General features: G+C 72.5%; 11 protein-coding genes and 1 CRISPR repeat array. Of the genes, 4 read left to right on the plus strand and 7 right to left on the minus strand.

The window, feature by feature from the left end; translation table 11 throughout:
* Positions 1 to 8: 8 nt before the first annotated feature.
* From cas1e to ACFV4P_RS13295, 7 genes are all read right to left on the minus strand, one after another.
* Positions 9 to 1,004, minus strand: a complete 996-nt coding sequence (gene cas1e, locus ACFV4P_RS13265; RefSeq protein WP_380470453.1) for a type I-E CRISPR-associated endonuclease Cas1e — start codon at positions 1,002 to 1,004, stop codon at positions 9 to 11.
* Positions 1,001 to 1,657, minus strand: coding sequence for a type I-E CRISPR-associated protein Cas6/Cse3/CasE (cas6e, locus tag ACFV4P_RS13270; RefSeq protein WP_380470455.1), 657 nt, complete (start codon positions 1,655 to 1,657; stop codon positions 1,001 to 1,003). Before cas6e ends, cas1e begins: the two co-directional genes overlap by 4 nt.
* Complete coding sequence (gene cas5e / locus ACFV4P_RS13275; RefSeq protein ID WP_380470457.1) at positions 1,654 to 2,463, minus strand: type I-E CRISPR-associated protein Cas5/CasD; 810 nt, start codon at positions 2,461 to 2,463, stop codon at positions 1,654 to 1,656. Before cas5e ends, cas6e begins: the two co-directional genes overlap by 4 nt.
* Positions 2,460 to 3,620 carry a type I-E CRISPR-associated protein Cas7/Cse4/CasC gene (cas7e, locus tag ACFV4P_RS13280; protein ID WP_380470459.1) on the minus strand — a complete coding sequence of 387 codons (1,161 nt, stop codon included), beginning with the start codon at positions 3,618 to 3,620 and terminating at the stop codon, positions 2,460 to 2,462. Before cas7e ends, cas5e begins: the two co-directional genes overlap by 4 nt.
* 77 nt (positions 3,621 to 3,697) lie before the next feature.
* A complete protein-coding gene (casB, locus tag ACFV4P_RS13285) occupies positions 3,698 to 4,471 on the minus strand; it encodes a type I-E CRISPR-associated protein Cse2/CasB (protein WP_380470461.1) in 774 nt (257 codons plus the stop codon).
* Complete coding sequence (gene casA, locus ACFV4P_RS13290) at positions 4,468 to 9,135, minus strand: type I-E CRISPR-associated protein Cse1/CasA (RefSeq protein WP_380470463.1); 4,668 nt, start codon at positions 9,133 to 9,135, stop codon at positions 4,468 to 4,470. The genes casB and casA overlap by 4 nt, the downstream gene beginning before the upstream one ends.
* A gap of 266 nt (positions 9,136 to 9,401) precedes the next feature.
* Positions 9,402 to 10,405: direct repeats of the CRISPR family, unit length 28 nt; unit sequence CTCCTCCCCGCGAGAGCGGGGGTCAGCC.
* A gap of 69 nt (positions 10,406 to 10,474) precedes the next feature.
* A complete protein-coding gene (locus tag ACFV4P_RS13295; RefSeq protein ID WP_380470465.1) occupies positions 10,475 to 11,848 on the minus strand; it encodes a tetratricopeptide repeat protein in 1,374 nt (457 codons plus the stop codon).
* A gap of 137 nt (positions 11,849 to 11,985) precedes the next feature.
* Here ACFV4P_RS13295 and ACFV4P_RS13300 point away from each other — a divergent pair, with 137 nt between their 5' ends.
* The 4 genes from ACFV4P_RS13300 to ACFV4P_RS13315 are packed head-to-tail and all read left to right on the plus strand — an operon-like array spanning position 11,986 to position 15,258.
* Positions 11,986 to 13,038, plus strand: a complete 1,053-nt coding sequence (locus tag ACFV4P_RS13300; protein ID WP_380470467.1) for an NAD-dependent epimerase/dehydratase family protein — start codon at positions 11,986 to 11,988, stop codon at positions 13,036 to 13,038.
* A 20-nt stretch (positions 13,039 to 13,058) separates the two neighbouring features.
* Entirely contained in the window at positions 13,059 to 13,748 is a 690-nt protein-coding gene (locus ACFV4P_RS13305; RefSeq protein ID WP_380470469.1) for an NAD-dependent epimerase/dehydratase family protein, read from the plus strand.
* The gene (locus ACFV4P_RS13310; RefSeq protein WP_380470471.1) at positions 13,706 to 14,113 is read left to right on the plus strand and encodes a hypothetical protein; all 408 of its coding nucleotides are present in this window, start codon (positions 13,706 to 13,708) and stop codon (positions 14,111 to 14,113) included. Before ACFV4P_RS13305 ends, ACFV4P_RS13310 begins: the two co-directional genes overlap by 43 nt.
* On the plus strand, positions 14,110 to 15,258 hold the full coding sequence (locus ACFV4P_RS13315; protein ID WP_380470473.1) for a DegT/DnrJ/EryC1/StrS family aminotransferase: 1,149 nt from the start codon (positions 14,110 to 14,112) through the stop codon (positions 15,256 to 15,258). The genes ACFV4P_RS13310 and ACFV4P_RS13315 overlap by 4 nt, the downstream gene beginning before the upstream one ends.
* Positions 15,259 to 15,260 lie beyond the last annotated feature (2 nt).

Raw genomic sequence — 15,260 nt, forward strand, 5'->3', positions numbered from 1 at the left:
AGAACGGTTCACAGCCCTTCCCCCGAGGCGTAGTTGACGCCGCCGGGGACTACTCCCACCACCGGGTCCCAGAGGTCGACGAGTTGCTCGTCCGGGTCCGGGGCGGCGATGTCGGTGCCGGGTGCGAGCAGGCGTTGGACGTCGGTGACGATCCTGGGCAGGAGTTTGAAGAGGCGGAGTCCTTCCCGGAAGCTGCGGCGGGCCTCCGATTCCGGCTCGGGCGAGGAGTGGAGGGAGAACGCCAGCGGGATGGTCAGTTCGGCCTTGTAGAGGTCCGCGATGTCGTAGACGAAGGCCTGCTGGTTGCCGCTGTGGACGAAGCCGAGGGCAGGTGAGCAGCCGAGGGCGAGGATCGCGGCGTGGACGATGCCGTAGAGGCAGGTGTTCGCGGCGGAGAGGGCCAGGTTGACGGGGTCTTGGGTGTCCCAGGAGTCGGGGTCGTAGTTGCGGCGGAAGCGTCCGATGCGGTGCTGTTGGGCGAGGAGCCGGTAGTGGGCCTTGACGCGTTGGCCTTCCATGCCGCGGAGCTTGTCGAGGTTGATGTCGGCGGGCAGGTCGGTCCCGCCGAAGCGCCGGCGATACATGGCGACGGCGACGTCCAGTCGCCGGCGGTCGTCGGCCCAGGCCCGTGCTTGGCGTTCGAGCCAGGTGGTGCTGAGGGATTCCGGCAGGCTCGCCGCGTAGCAGCGGACGCCGCCGGATCCGGCGATGAGGACGGTGGTGCCGTGGCGGGCGAGGGTGGCCAGTGCGCGGGCGGTGATGGAGGTGCCAGGTCCGAGCAGGACACAGCCGAGGGCGGCGGTGGGGAGGTAGACGGTCTCGGTGCCGCGCCGGGTGGTGGTGATCTCGGCGCAGACACCGGTGTCGTCCTGGACGATTCGGACGAGGTCGAGGTAGAGGAAGGAAAGGGAGTCGGCGATGCGGGGGAGCATCGCGACGGTGGGCGCGGCGAGTCTGCGCCGGACACCGGCCGAACTGCCGGCGCGTCGACGCGGGGGTGTCATGAGGCTTCCCGGCGGGGGGCGATGCTGAGCATGCCGCAGCCGTAGGCCTTGCCGCGGCCGATGCCTTCGTGGATGCGGGTGCGCAGGAGGTCGGGGTCGGTGATGTGGGCGGCGCCTTCGAAGAGGGTGCGGGCGTGTTGGACGCGCTGGTTGTTCTGGCGGCGGTTGCCGATGGCAGCGTCCAGGGGGGTCGAGTGCAGGGTGGTGAGGGTGAGGCCGGAGGCTTCGGCTTGGCGGGTCCACCATTCGTCGGCGTGCGGGCCGTTGAGGGGGACGACTTCGGGGAGGCTGTAGAGGGCGCGGGTGGTGGCACCGGGCTTGCGGACGGCGTTGGCGGCGATGCGGTAGCGCACGGGCAGGCCTTTGCGCAGGGCGTCGAGGAGCGGGGTGAGGGGTTTGGCGGCGGCGGGGCCGTAGCCGGCGGGGAGTTGGGTGAGGTCAGGTTCGCGATTGCTCTGCAGCAGGATCCGGTCGCCGTCGCGGCCGGTCTCGGTGCGGAAGAGGATGCCGAGGTGGCGGCGGGGTTCGGTGCTGGCGACGTCGTCGGGGAACAGCGACATGATCCTGTGGTGGAGGTGGACGGCGTCGGCGCTGTCGCGGTGGACGTCGCGGTGGCGCTGGTCGGGGATGATGCGGGTCAGCCACAGGGTCATGCCGGCGGGCCTTCGGGACGGGGCGGGTGGGGGGTGAGGTGGGCGGCGAGGGCCTTGAGGTAGTCGGCGCCCAGGCCATGGCAGCGGTCGGCGGGCAGGTGCAGGGTGCGCTGGTAGCGGGCGCGGCTCTGGTAGGCGCGGCGCCGGGGGTGGAAGGACAGCGGGTCGTCGTTGACTTGCCCCACCGGGTCGCTGCCGTCGAGGCCCGCGGTCGCCGGTGCCAGGTGGGTGAGGGGCCGGTCGCCGTGGAAGACCACCGGCACGGTGTCCGCCGTTCCCCGGCGGGGGCGGGCCAGCGGCAGCTCCAGCAGGTGCTGCTGGACGTCGCCGAACTCGCCCAGCAGCACCGGTCCTTCGGGCGGGCAGGAGCGCCGGCCCAGGTACAGCGGCCAGAACGGCTCGCGCAGCGCGGCGGCGCACGCTTCCAGGACGTCGCCGGGGCCGGTGAGCGCCGCGGTGAACACCGCGTCCGCGAGGTAGTAGCGGTGGGAGAGAAGTGTCGCCGCGGCTGCGGGGCGCTTCTTGCCCTCGGCGGTGGTGACGGTGTGTCGGGCGGGCAGGCCGCCGCCGACGGTGTGCAGGTCGCGCAGCAGCACCCCGGGTCGGTCGGCCCGGACGGTCAGCGACAGCCTGGCCAGGTCGCCGATGTCCTCGCCGCGGCGGCGGCCGAGGGCGCAGGCGAGCAGGCCGATGACCCCGGAACGGGTGGGGAAGGGGGCGGTGTCGCGTTCGTTGAACTTGCTGCGCTCGCCCCAGGACTGCAGCGGGCCGGCCAGCCTCAGCAGCAGGCCCGCCTCACCGTTCACGCCTGCGCCTGCGGGTAGGCGGCGGCGATGGCGGTGTCGATCAGCGCGGGGAACGATGCGGCCCGCTCGCCCAGTTCCTTCGGGTTCTTCGGGTCGATCCCGGCCCAGCCGGCCGAGACGATGCCGCGGTTGCCGAGCAGTGTGTTCGCGGCCGTCGCGTACTCGGTCAGCGCGGTGCGCGAGGGCGCCGAGTAGCCGCCGTCCTGCGCCGCGCGCACCGGCTTCTCGAACGCGGCGGCGAACGACAGCGGCCGGTCGGACCGCACCGCGATGTGCACCAGGTCGGGGATGGTGTGCGGCGCGGTCGCGGTCTTCTTCGCCTGCGGCAGCGACAGGACGAACGCCTCCACGAAGCCGGCCGCCAACTCCCTTGCGGCGGCCAGGTCGCCGCCGAGGTTGTCCGCGAGCTCCCGCAGGTCGATCGTCGCGAAGCGGTAGAACACGCCGGCGGAGAACTCGGCGTGCCCCATGTGCGCACTGCCCGTGCTGTCGTTCCAGAAGTCGGTCACGTCGTCGACGGCCGAGAAGTAGTCCAGCTCGATGTCGGTGCCGTGCGTGGTCAGCGCGTGTGCGACCTGGACCGCTCCGTCCACTCCGGCGTCGTCGACCTCCGCCAGCATCCGACCGAACAGGTTGATCACGCCGTTGCGCGAACGCAGCACCGCATCCACCCGGTCCTTGGGCAGGACGCTCTTGTCGCTCGACTTCTTGATGTCCTTCGCCGCCTCCAGCCCGGCCCGGAACTCCTCCGCCAGGTCCGCGAGCTCCGCGACCGCGCTGCCCGGCACGTACACCATGGCGTTCGTCGTCACCGCCGCGCTGTCGCCGTCGACCTCGAACTTGATGCTGCTGCCCGCCGCCACGTGCTGTCCCGCCCGCGCCGCCAGGGCGCCCGCCCAGGCGCGCTCCTCCTCCAGCAGCCGCGCTACCCGCTCGCCGATCCGCCGCGTGCGCAGCGCCGCGTCGCCCATCTGCTCCTGGAAGTAGGTGCGGGCCGCGCGCTTCCACGACTGGCTGCTGACCCGGGTCCGCTCGGTCCCGCCGTAGGAGACCGTCTTCACCGAGTTGTTGTCGTCCCGGTTCAGGTTCGCGAACGGCACGCTCTGCACCACGTGCACGTCCACGAACCGCGCGCCCGTGTTCGACTTCGCCACCATGCTCTTCTCCCTCAATCTACTTGCCATGAACCTGATTTGAACGGGTGCTGCCCGATGGACGGCACCCGGCCCCGCACCTACGGCTTGTCGACGCCGACGTCCGCCGCGTCGTCCGCCTCTCGCGCCACGCGCAGACCCGACCGGTGCCGCTCGCGGTAGAAGTCCTGCAGCCAGCGCCGCCTCACCTCGCCCCCGAACCGGTGCCAGCCGGCCAGATCCAGCAGCAACAGCGCCCAGTCCACCCGAGCCCCGGCCTCCCGCAACTGCCTCACCGCACCCGGCAGATGCCGGTGCAGGCCGTCCACGCTCTGCCGCGACAGCAGGTTCAGCCGCGTCTCCGCCGAACTCTCCCGCATCCCCCCGGACGCCACCGCCTGCGCGAACGACCGGCCCAGGCTCTGCCGCGACAGCCGTCGCGCTTCCGACACCCCGTCGTCCGGCACCGCGACGGCGGCACCCTGCGGCGCATCCTCGGCGTCCCGGACCGCCCCGCCAGCCCCGGCCGCCTCAGCCTCGCCCTCTGTGCTCGCGGGCACCGTGTACTGGCTGCGCCGCTGAGCGGCGATCATCGCCGCCACCGTGTAGTACGCCCTCTGCACGTCATCCCCGGCGCCGGCCGGAAGCCACCGCGCCACGAACCGGTGCATCGACGGCACCCGGTCCAGGCCCTTGCCCGCACCGCGCCGCAGCGCCGACCGCACCCCCGGATCCGCCGCACACCGCTGCTCCACCCACGCCGTGAACGCCGCCTCCGGCCTCCTCGGCCGGCGACTGCCCCGCTGCGCGGGAACGCCGCCCCCCGCCGGCGTCCCCGGCGGTTCCTGCTCGACCACCGTCACCGCTTCGCTCACCTCGCCACCTCCTTGCTCGCACCCCGACGGGCAGAGCCGCCCGCCGCCGCAGCCCGGACGCTCTTGCGCCGGCCGCCGTACAACTCGATCCGCGCCGCCTCACAGGCCCGCGCGCCCCGCACCGACACCGCCGCCCGCACCGTCACCGCCTCGAACGCCTCCTCCGCCAGCCGGCGGAAGGCCACGCCCGCGCCGTCGAAGTCCCGCTTCCCGAACCGGTCCCAGAACTCCGCTTCCGCGGCCGGCCAGTACCGAGCACCCGCGTCCACCGCCCACGCGCAGTCCTTCAGCTTCGGGGCGTCGGTGAACTGCTGCCACGCCTTCTTCACCGCCAAATCCAGCCGCCGCCCGTACATCTCTCCGACCGCCCGCAACTTGCTCACCAGCGCGGCGGAGTCCGGCGCCCGGCGCTCCGACAGCCCCAGGACCGGCGGCGTCGAGGCGTCGACGAACTGGACGTCCTTCGCCTGGCCGTCCTGCTCGAACCCCAGCGCCCGCACCCGCAGCCACTCCGAGATCTCCGGCGCCGTCCGGCACACCTCCGGACGCCGCGGCCGGCTCTCCCCCGGCAGCTCACTCAGCAGCAGCGCGTCCACATCCCGCCACAACGCCCTGCCCGAATCCGCCGGCCGCGGATAGGAGTTCCCCTCTTTGGAGAGCTGCCAGATCAGATACGGATCGCCCTCCCGCGGAACCTTCTCCCGCCACGCCCACGTGATGAACGCATCCCGCACCCGCCGCCCGTCCCCGTCCGGCACCAGCAGCAGCGCGTGCTGCGAACGCCCTGTCAACGACGAACACGGCCCCTGCAACCGTCCCGGCACGCCCAGCGGGTCGTTCAACTCCGCCTGCTCCCACGGGCACAGGTCCTCCTCCCGCCGCACCTGCCCACCCGGCTCCACCAGGTTCGCCAGCAGCGTCTCGAACAGGCTCGCCCCCTGAGGGTGGTAGGACAGGGTGCTGCGCAACGGGCCGGCCTTCGCGTCCGCGGCCTTCACCGCGCCGACCGTCCGGCTCGAACACCGGCCCGACGGCCCGAAGTAGTGCCATACGAGCAGGTGCAGCACCGCCTCCGCGGTCTCCGGCAGCACCGGCGCCCCCGCGGCCACGTGCTCGAACCAGGCGTGGTTGTTCCCCGACGGCCTGGTCGTCACCAGTTTGTCCACCCCCGCCGTGTTCGACGCGTCGCACTGCTGCGCCAGCCGCGGGTCCTGCAGGAACGGCCGCACCGCATCGAACACGTCGAACCGGTGCCAGTACCGGTCGAGATAGGCGCCGACGGCCTCCGCGCCGAACCGTCCTCCATCCTGGACACGTTCGCGTCGCGCCCCCCACAGCCCGGGCCCGCGCTCGTCCAACCTCGTCACCCGCGCCGTGATCGCCGACAGCACCCGGTACAGCCCGGCGAGAGCCGGCGGCAGGCCGACGGCGATCTCCTCGATCTCGTGCGCATCCACCAGCAGCCGCCGCAGACCCACCGCCCCGGGACGCTCCCCGCCCTCCGCGAGCGGCGGCAGGTCCGGGAGCCACCGCACCCGAATCCACGGCTCGTCGACCAGGTTGAACGCCACCCGCGTATCGGACACCGTCACAGCCCTTGCCTTCCTCTTCTTCTCACCGGCTGCCGGCTTCCGCCGCGATGCCGCGCGGTCCTCCTGTGATTCTGGTCCTGCGGCGCCGTCCCAGGACGCCGCGGCTTGCGGCCGCTCCCCGGCCGCAGGCGGAGCTGCCACGGCAGCCATCCGCGGCAAGGTCGCCGCGGCCCGCCGCAGCGGCTCGTCGACCGTCCAGCCCCGCGTCACCCCGACATCGGACAGTTGCAGTTCCTGACCCCCGACCCGGCCGATCCACCGGCCCTCGCGGTCCTCGCGCAGCACCACCACCCGCAGGTCCTTGAGCATCGCCGTCCTCGCCCACGGCCCCGCGAGCCTGTCGCCCTCCGACTCCCCCGCCACCCAGCCCGCCGGCAGCGGCACCGAATGCCGCAGCACCTCGACCGCATCCGCCCGCCCAACGCCCCGACCCCGCGACCAGCCCGGCACCCGCACCCGACCCGCACGGTCCAGACTCACCCCACCCCCCGCCTGCGCGTACACGAACACCACCCGCGCCGTCTCCGCCCCCAACCGCGTCGCCAGCAACTCCTCCGACACCCCCTCAGGAGCATCCGTCAGCACCGACCAGTCACCGTCCACATCCCCCGGCGCCGGAATCCGCACCAGCTCCGCGAGCTGCGCCTCCGCCAACTCCCCCGCCTCGCGCCGCACGTCCCACCGCTCGAACTCCCGCCGCGCCGACTCCTCCAACCGCCGCCCGAAGTCCTCCTCATACACCGCATCGACCAGCCCCTGCACATCCCCCGGCACCGCCACCGCCCGCCCGCCCAACCCCGTCAGCAGCGTGCTCGTCCGCACCAGCAACGACGCGTCGTACACCGACCCCCACGACCCCGGCACCCGCACCCCGCCCTGCTCCCCCACCGGCTCCAGCACCACCAGCCGCAGCTTCCCGCCGGCCCACCCCGGCCGCTCATCACGCTTGTGCCGCCACCCGCGCCCCGCCCGCTGCAGCAACTGCGCCAACGGCGCCAGAGCCGACACCACCAGGTCGAAGTCCAGATCCAGCGACTGCTCCACCACCTGCGTCGCCACCAACACCGACCCGGCCCTCACCCCACTCCCGCTCCCCTTCCCGAACGCCTCCTCGCACTCCCCCGAAACCCGCTCCCGCACCAGCGCCGGAAACCGCGAATGCAGCAGCCGCAAACCCCCCTCACGTCCCGCCAACCCCGGAAACGCCTCCCGCAGGAACAAAAACGTCCGCTGCGCCTCCTCGACGGTCGTGCAGCACACCAGCACGCACCCGCCGCCGTCCACCACCGGCGCCACCAGCTCCACCAACGCCGCCCGCCGCGACCCCGCCGCCGGCGCGCCGTCCTCGTGCACGTCCCACCGCACAGGCCGCCGCTCCACCACCAACTGCCGCGCCCGGTCACTGTCCACCGCCCGCGGCTTGCTCACCCGCCCCGTGGCCGCGTCCACGAACAACCAGCCCGGGTAGGACGGCTCAATCACCGCGCGGTCCTCGAACCCCGCCCCACGCCGATACGCCTCCACCAGCGACGCCGCCGCCCGACCCGTCAACGTCGCCGACAAAACCACCGCCGACGCCCCCAACGCCCCCAACCACTCCAGCAACCGCACCAACAGGCTGTGCATCCACGGCCCGTACGCATGCGCCTCGTCGACGACCACCACCTTGTTCGCCAACCCGAACAGCCGCAGAAACCCGTACCGCACCGGCAGAACACCCGTCAGCGCCTGGTCCACCGTCCCCACCGCCAACGGCGCCAACAGCCCCCGCTTCGCCGTCCACAGCCACTGCGCGGCCTCCGTCGACGTGCCCTCCTGCGAGGAGATCCCCCTGCTCTCCCGAATCTCCTCCTCGCCCTCCCCGGACTCCGCCGGTTTGAACAGCGGGCTCAGCCGCGCCATCCCGTGCACCGGCATCAACCCCCGATCACCCTCGAGATTCCTGTCCGCGAAATCCCGCACCCGACCGAACATCGCATCCGCCGTCGCCATCGTCGGCAGCGCGAAATACAGCCCCCCGGCCCCCGACGCCCTCGCCAGCACCGACGACGCGAACAACGCCGCCTCGCTCTTACCGTCACCCGTCGGCGCCGTCACCAGCACCAGGCCCGACCCCGACACCAGAGCCGGCAACTCCCTCGCCAAACTGCGCTGCAAAGGATTCGCCCTCTCGAAGCCGAACATCTCCTCGATCGCCCGGACGGGGAACACCGCCCGCCCCAGACCGGCCCCCGCCACCCACCCCTTCGCACCGGAAACCGCCACATCGAAGTGCGCCCGCAACGCCCCCTCGTCCGCCACCCACCCCTCGACCGGAACCCGACCCTCGATCACCCCGACCTGGCTCACCAACCAGTCCGCCACCACCACCAAACCCAGCACCACCACCGCCGCCCACCCCGACAGCCCCGCCACCGGCACCGCACCACCACCGACGATCCCCCGCACCGCCTCCGCATGCGCCACCCGCTGCTCCGCCCACCGCTCGGCCGTCCCCAGCCCGGGCAGGTACGCCGACGGGTGATCCAGCTCCTTGCGCTGCAGCACCCGCTCGAAGCAGCCGTGATGACCACCGAGCAGCTGCGCGACCTGGTGCGCCGGCCACGACCGCACCCGACGCCCCTCGGCCGGGTAGCCCCACCCCTTCAGCAGCTCGACCAGGCCCCAGTGCGTCGCCGCCTCGTGTCGTACGTACGCCGGGCCCGAGGTCTCCACGTAGCCGGGACCGGCCTTCAGCTTCGCGAACTCCGCGTCGACCAGAGCCTGGAACGAAGGAGTGATTTTCCCGAGGTCGTGCAGGCCCGCCCACACCATCACCAACCGCCGCGCCTCGGCCTCGTCGGCCCCCAACTCCTCAGCCAGACGAATCCGCAGCGGAGCCCCCAGCACCGCATCCCACAGAGCGCCGGCCACCGCGGCGGTGTCGAGGAGATGGCAGATCAGCGGATACGCCTCGTCCAGCCCGTCTTCCTTCCCCCACAACAAAATGTCGATACCGCAGAACGGGCCGGCCTCTGACGCATTACTCATGCCGAAGGAGGTATCAGCCCCCACTGACAAACCGCGAGCCACTCACGAAAATCGATCATAAATTGCCAAACACGATCACAGCAGGTCGAAATAGTCTAGTTCTACTCACTCTGCCCTTTTGGATTCCTCGCGCGAGCGGGGGTCTGCCAGCGGCGCGGGTGCCGACGCCCTCCACTCCCGGCGGCAACGTCGTCGTAGCACCGTGACACGATGCACCCGCATGTCGCTCCTTGACACCTGAACCTCCACCACCAGCCAGACATGGCAAAGAAACTGCAAAGCTGTCATAACGCTGCAGGTCGCGAAGCCTCCTCCCCGCGAGAGCGGGGGTCAGCCGGTGAGCAGGACGCCGCCCACGGTGAGGCGGGCCTCCTCCCCGCGAGAGCGGGGGTCAGCCGCCGATGATCGACAAGGGCCCGCTGTCGGACCTCTCCTCCCCGCGAGAGCGGGGGTCAGCCGCAGGCGAGCCTGGACCGGGCCGGCTTCGACGCCTCCTCCCCGCGAGAGCGGGGGTCAGCCGAGGCCCTGGCCGAGATGTGCCGGGCGAACACCCTCCTCCCCGCGAGAGCGGGGGTCAGCCGGAGTTCTCGCTGCGCGCGGTCGGCGGCGGCGGCTCCTCCCCGCGAGAGCGGGGGTCAGCCGGCCACTTTTCGTGCCGCGGATGCGGTGGTGCTCTCCTCCCCGCGAGAGCGGGGGTCAGCCGTCGCGGGGCCGGTCGAGCGGCAGCATCCGGTCCTCCTCCCCGCGAGAGCGGGGGTCAGCCGTACTCGTAGCAGCAGCGACCGGCCGGGCCGGGCTCCTCCCCGCGAGAGCGGGGATCAGCCGGAAGACGCCCGGGCCGAGGCCGAGATTCAGCGCTCCTCCCCGCGCGAGCGGGGGTCAGCCGTCGCCCTCCTCGTCGGTGCCCTCCACCCACGCCTCCTCCCCGCGCGAGCGGGGGTCAGCCTCCCGCATCCGCCATGGGGCCAAGATACGGATCCTCCTCCCCGCGCGAGCGGGGGTCAGCCGACGATTGCGGTGGCACCGTTGTGGCCGTGGATCTCCTCCCCGCGCGAGCGGCGGTCAGCCGGTGTTCGGGGAGTCGCCTGCGAGCTTCACGATCTCCTCCCCGCGCGAGCGGGGGTCAGCCGTTGGGCACCCGCCGCAGCACGTTCGCGCCCTCGTCCTCCCCGCGCGAGCGGGGGTCAGCCGGATCTGGACGACTGGGCGACGGCCGCGGTCGGGTCCTCCCCGCGCGAGCGGGGTTTGCCGGCGGCGTCGTCGAAGCCGCGGTCCTGGGCGACGTCCTCCCCGCGTAAGCGGGGTCAGCCGGCTGCGAAAGTAGTGCTGGCGTGGTGGGCTCGACGTCCTCTCGTACGAACAAAGGCCAGCCCGGCGAGCCTCAGAGGCGTTGTAGCGCGGCGGCGCGGCGGTCCAGTTCGACGGCCCCGCGGATGCGGCGGCGGGTGTAGAGGCGCAGTGCGGAGCGCATGGCGTCGAGTTCCTTGTAGGCGCGGCCGGAGGCGACACCTTCCATGAGATCGAGGGATTGTCCCCAGAGCGCTACGGCTTCCTCGTGGCGGTGCTGGGCGGCGACGGTCTTGGCGAGGTTGGCGAGAGTCAGGGCGCGGACGCGGTGGTAGGTGCCGGGCACCCGGTGTTGGAGGGCGGTGCGGTAGTGGCGCTCGGCGGCGGTGTGGTCCTTCATGGCGGTGAGGGTTTTGCCGGTGTGGGAGGCGACGGTGGCGGCGACGGGTCCTGAGGCGGCGGCGTAGGCGGGGGCTGGTTCGGTGGCGGCGAGCATCGCGTTTTCGGCGGCGAGGATCAGTTTCGCAGCGGTGGAGCGGTTGCCGGAGGCTCCGTGGGCGCGGGCGGCGGTGATGAGCAGCAGGGCCTTGGTGCTGTGGTCGATGCGGCCGCGGGTGCGGTCGAGGGCGGCTTCGGCGAGGGCAGTGGTACCGGCGCTGTGGCCGAGGTCGAGGGCCTGGTGTGCGAGGGCGCGCATGGCCCAGGCGGCGCGGCCTGCGGGATCGGCCTCGCAGGCGAGTTGGTGGGCGAGGAGGTAGAACTTCTGTGCGGCGCCGTCGCTGCCGTGGTCGTGGAGCTTCCAGCCGATGAGGGTGGCGAGTTCGGAGGCGGCGCCGAACGCTTCGCCCCGGACGTCGGTGTTCGGGAAGGTGCCGCTGAGCATCGGGGTGGCGACGTCGGTCAGGTACGAGGTGATGGCAACAAGGCCGTGGCCGCCACCGAGGCGCTCGTCCGCGGTGCGGAACATCTCGGTGAACTGCCGGACGCCGGCGATCTCGCCGGGGCCGATCCTGCGGCTGTTCGTTCCGGCTGCGAGTGCGGCCGAGGCGGCCTGGTGGTCGTAGGCCAGGGGTAGGCCGACGGCGCTGGCGGAGAAGGTGAGGGCGAGGAAGTCGCGTCGGCGCAGCATGGTGAATCTTCCGAGGTCGGCGGCGGTGGCGAGAGGATCGGGCGACAGCACCCCGGCTGGTGGGGCGCCTTCGACGGGTACCGGGCCCAGGCCGACCTCGGCGGGTGTCACGGTCCGCCGGAGCTTGCGGCTCAGGGCCTCGGCGATGAAGGAGGGCGTCCTGCCTGCCGGGCGGGCCCCGTCGACGACCCAGTGGTGGACGGCCGCCTTCGATGTGCGCAGCTCGATCCGTGATTCGGCGGCGACCGCCCGTACGGCTCTGGCCAGGGCTTCGTAGGTCCACCCGGCTTCTTCCAGGAGGGCCGCCAGATGCTGGTTCGGTTCCTTGTCCGCGTTCACTTCGCTCCCTGCGAGGCCATGAGTTGATCATGAACGGGATTAACCGGAGGGGTGGGCGAACAAGGTACCGCCACCCCGGCTCCTGCGGCTTCACTTTTTGGCATCCCACCGGAATTCGAACAGGGGTGCCATTCAAGATGATTGACGCACAGTCAGGGGCGGTCGGGCGGCTGTCCGGCGCGACGGTGCTGGTGACCGGGGGTGGCGGTTTGGTCGGCAGCCGCATCGTCGCCCAGCTCGCTGCCGCCGGTGCCTGCCCGCTCGTCCTGGACCGCTTCGACGCCTACCCGCACCCGGTGCGCGACCGCTTCGACGTGGACGGCAACGCGGCCGAGGTCGTGCTCGGCGACGTCCGGGAGCACGCCACGGTGCGCTCGCTCGTCGACCGGTCCGACTACGTGATCCACGCCGCCGCGTACGCGGACGTCGCCGCCTGCACCCGACGGCCGCGCACCGCGTTCGACAGCAACATGGCCGGCACGCAGACGGTCCTGGAATCCGCCGCCGGCAGTCCGGTGAAGCGCCTGGTGTTCGTCTCCTCCGCCTCCGTGTACGGCCACGGCGGCACAGCCGGCGGCGGACCCGCCGTGTTCACCGAGACGCAGCCTCTCGACCCGATCTCCGTCTACGCCAACACCAAGGCCTGGGGCGAGCAGCAGACCAGGCTGCTGCTGAACGACGCCGGCACCGAGTACGCGATCGTCCGCTACTTCTCCGTCTACGGGGAGCCGCAGGTGCCCAAGCCCGGCTCGCACTCGTGGATGGTGCCGTGGATGGCCATGTCCGCGCACACCGGCCGCCCGATCCGGCTCAACGGCGGCGGCGCCCAAGTGCGTGACCTGGTGCACGTCGACGATATCGCCCGCGCCACCGTCCTCGCCCTGACCGTCGACCGGATGGCCGGCCGGACAGTCAACGTCGGCACCGGCGTGCCGACGACGGTCCGCCGGATCGGCGAACTGATCGCCACCCACTACCCAGACGCCCGGTTCGAACAGGCGCCGATGCCCGCCGGCGACCCGCTCGGCGGCTGCGCCGACACCCGCCTGTGCACCGAACTCCTCGGCTGGGCACCCGCCATCGCCCTCGCCGACGGCATCGACCGGTACGTCGCCTGGCTGCGCTCCACACCGGGTGCCGTCCCGCGCTGGTTCACCGACCCCGACGCCCCTGCCGCCCACGCCGCCTGACCCGACAGGAGACACCTCCGATGCGCATCGTGCTGCTCGGCGGAGCCGGATACCTCGGCTCCGCCGCCTCCCATCACCTCGCCGCCCTCGGCCACCAGGTCACCGTGGTGGACGGGCTGATCTACCGGCGCGGCGACGACCCGGCTCGCCTGCTGCCGCCCTCCGTGTCCTTCGTCCACGGCGACCTGCGCGACCCGGAGATGCTGGCCACCGCGTCCGCCGGCGCGGACACGGTCGTGCACCTGGGCGGCGTGGTCGGCGAACCCGCGAGCCAGGTCGACGAACGGCTCGCGGTCGAGCTGAACTACGCCTCGCCGCTGATCGCCGCCGACGCCGCCCGCCGCGCAGGCATCGGCCACTTCGTGTTCTTCTCCTCGTGCAGCGTGTACGGGATGCACGAGGGCACGGTGGACGAGGACACCGCCCCGAACCCGCTCGGCGTCTACGCCCGCACCAAGGTCCTCGCCGAGCGGCAGCTGCCCTGCGCGCTGGGCGAGCAGGTCGCTCTGACGAGCCTTCGGCTGGCGACCGTGCACGGATCCTCGCCGCGCCAGCGCCTGGACTCCGTGGTCAACAAGATGGCGGCCACCGCCGCCGCCACCGGCCGCATCCACCTCAACGGCGGCGGGCAGCGCCGCCCCTCGTCCACGTCCACGACGTCGCCCACGTGCTCGCCGGCGTCGTGGAGCAGCGCGTCACCGGCGCGCTGAACGTCGGCAGCGACGGCGAGAACCACACCATCGCCGACATCGCCGAGGCGGTGGCCGGCGTGGTGCCCGGCGCGGTGATCGACCGCGGTCCGGAACACGATGAAGCCGACGCCCGCGACTACCGGGTGTCATTCGCCCAGTTGCAGAAGGTACTGCCCGGTGCCTGCCCGACGCCGTTGAAGGACGGGGCACGGGAGGTCGCCGACCTGGTGCTGGCCGGCGCCGTCGGCGATCCGGCACAGGACCAGTACGACAACCACCGGGGCCTGGTCACGGCCGTCGCCGCCGGGAGGGTCGGGCGGTGGGGTGGCGAGGACTGCGCGCAGTACTGGGCCGACTACCGAGCCGCCTGGGGTGCGCGATGAGCGCCGCAGCCGCGCAGGCGCCGTTCCTGCCGTGGAACCGGCCCTCGCTCGGCGAGGAGGAAGAAGCCGCCGTGCTCGGGGTGCTGCGCTCCGGGTGGCTGACCGCCGGCCAGCACGCGGCCGCGTTCGAGCAGGCGGTGCGCGACGCGCTCGGGCAGGAGGACGCGTTCGCGGTGTCCTCCTGCACCGCCGCGCTGCACCTGGCACTCTTGGCGGCCGGGCTGCGCCCCGGCGACGAGGTGATCACCCCGAGCTTCACGTTCTGCGCCGCCCCGAACGCGATCCTCCACAGCGGCGGCACCCCGGTCTTCGCCGAGATCGACCCGGTGTCCCTCAACCTCGACCCGCAGGCCGCCGCCGAGGCGATCACCGGCCGCACCCGGGCGATCGTCGTCATGCACTACGGCGGCCAGCCCTGCGACCTGGCGGCATTCCGCAAGCTCGCCAACGACCACGGCCTACTGCTCATCGAGGATGCCGCCCACGCCCTGCACGCCTGGCGCGACGGCCGGCGCGCCGGGTCGGTCGGAGACCTCGCCGTGTTCTCCTTCTACGCGAACAAGGTCATCACCACCGGCGAGGGCGGCATGCTCGTTGGCCGGGCCGACCTCGTGCAGCGGGCCCGGCTGCTGGGCCGCCACGGCATCGACTCCTCGGTGTGGCAGCGGCACGGCACCCGCAGCACCGCCCACTACGAGGTGACCGTGGCCGGCCTGAAGTACACGATGCCGGACATCACCGCCGCCATCGGCCTCAAGCAGTGGGCCAAGCTCCCCGACTTCACCGCCGCCCGCGCCGCCATCGCCGCCGCCTACGACCGGTCCCTGGCAGGCCTGCCGGGCCTCACACTGCCGACCGTGCTGAACGGCGTGGAGCACGGCCGGTTCCTCTACCCGGTACTGATCGACCCCGGCTCCGGCCGCGACCGCGACACGGTGGCCACCGCCCTGCGGGACATCCATCAGATCGGCACCAGCGTGCACTTCCAGCCCGTCCACCGCCTGACCGCCTACCGCCACGCCCCGCACCACCTGCCCGTCACCGAGCACACCGCAGCCCGACAGCTGTCCCTGCCCTGCTACCCGGCGATGACCGCCACCGACGTGCAGCGCGTCATCGACGCCTTCCACACCCTCTGGACCTGACC

It is taken from the genome of Kitasatospora sp. NPDC059795 (assembly GCF_042732175.1).
Classification (GTDB): domain Bacteria; phylum Actinomycetota; class Actinomycetes; order Streptomycetales; family Streptomycetaceae; genus Kitasatospora.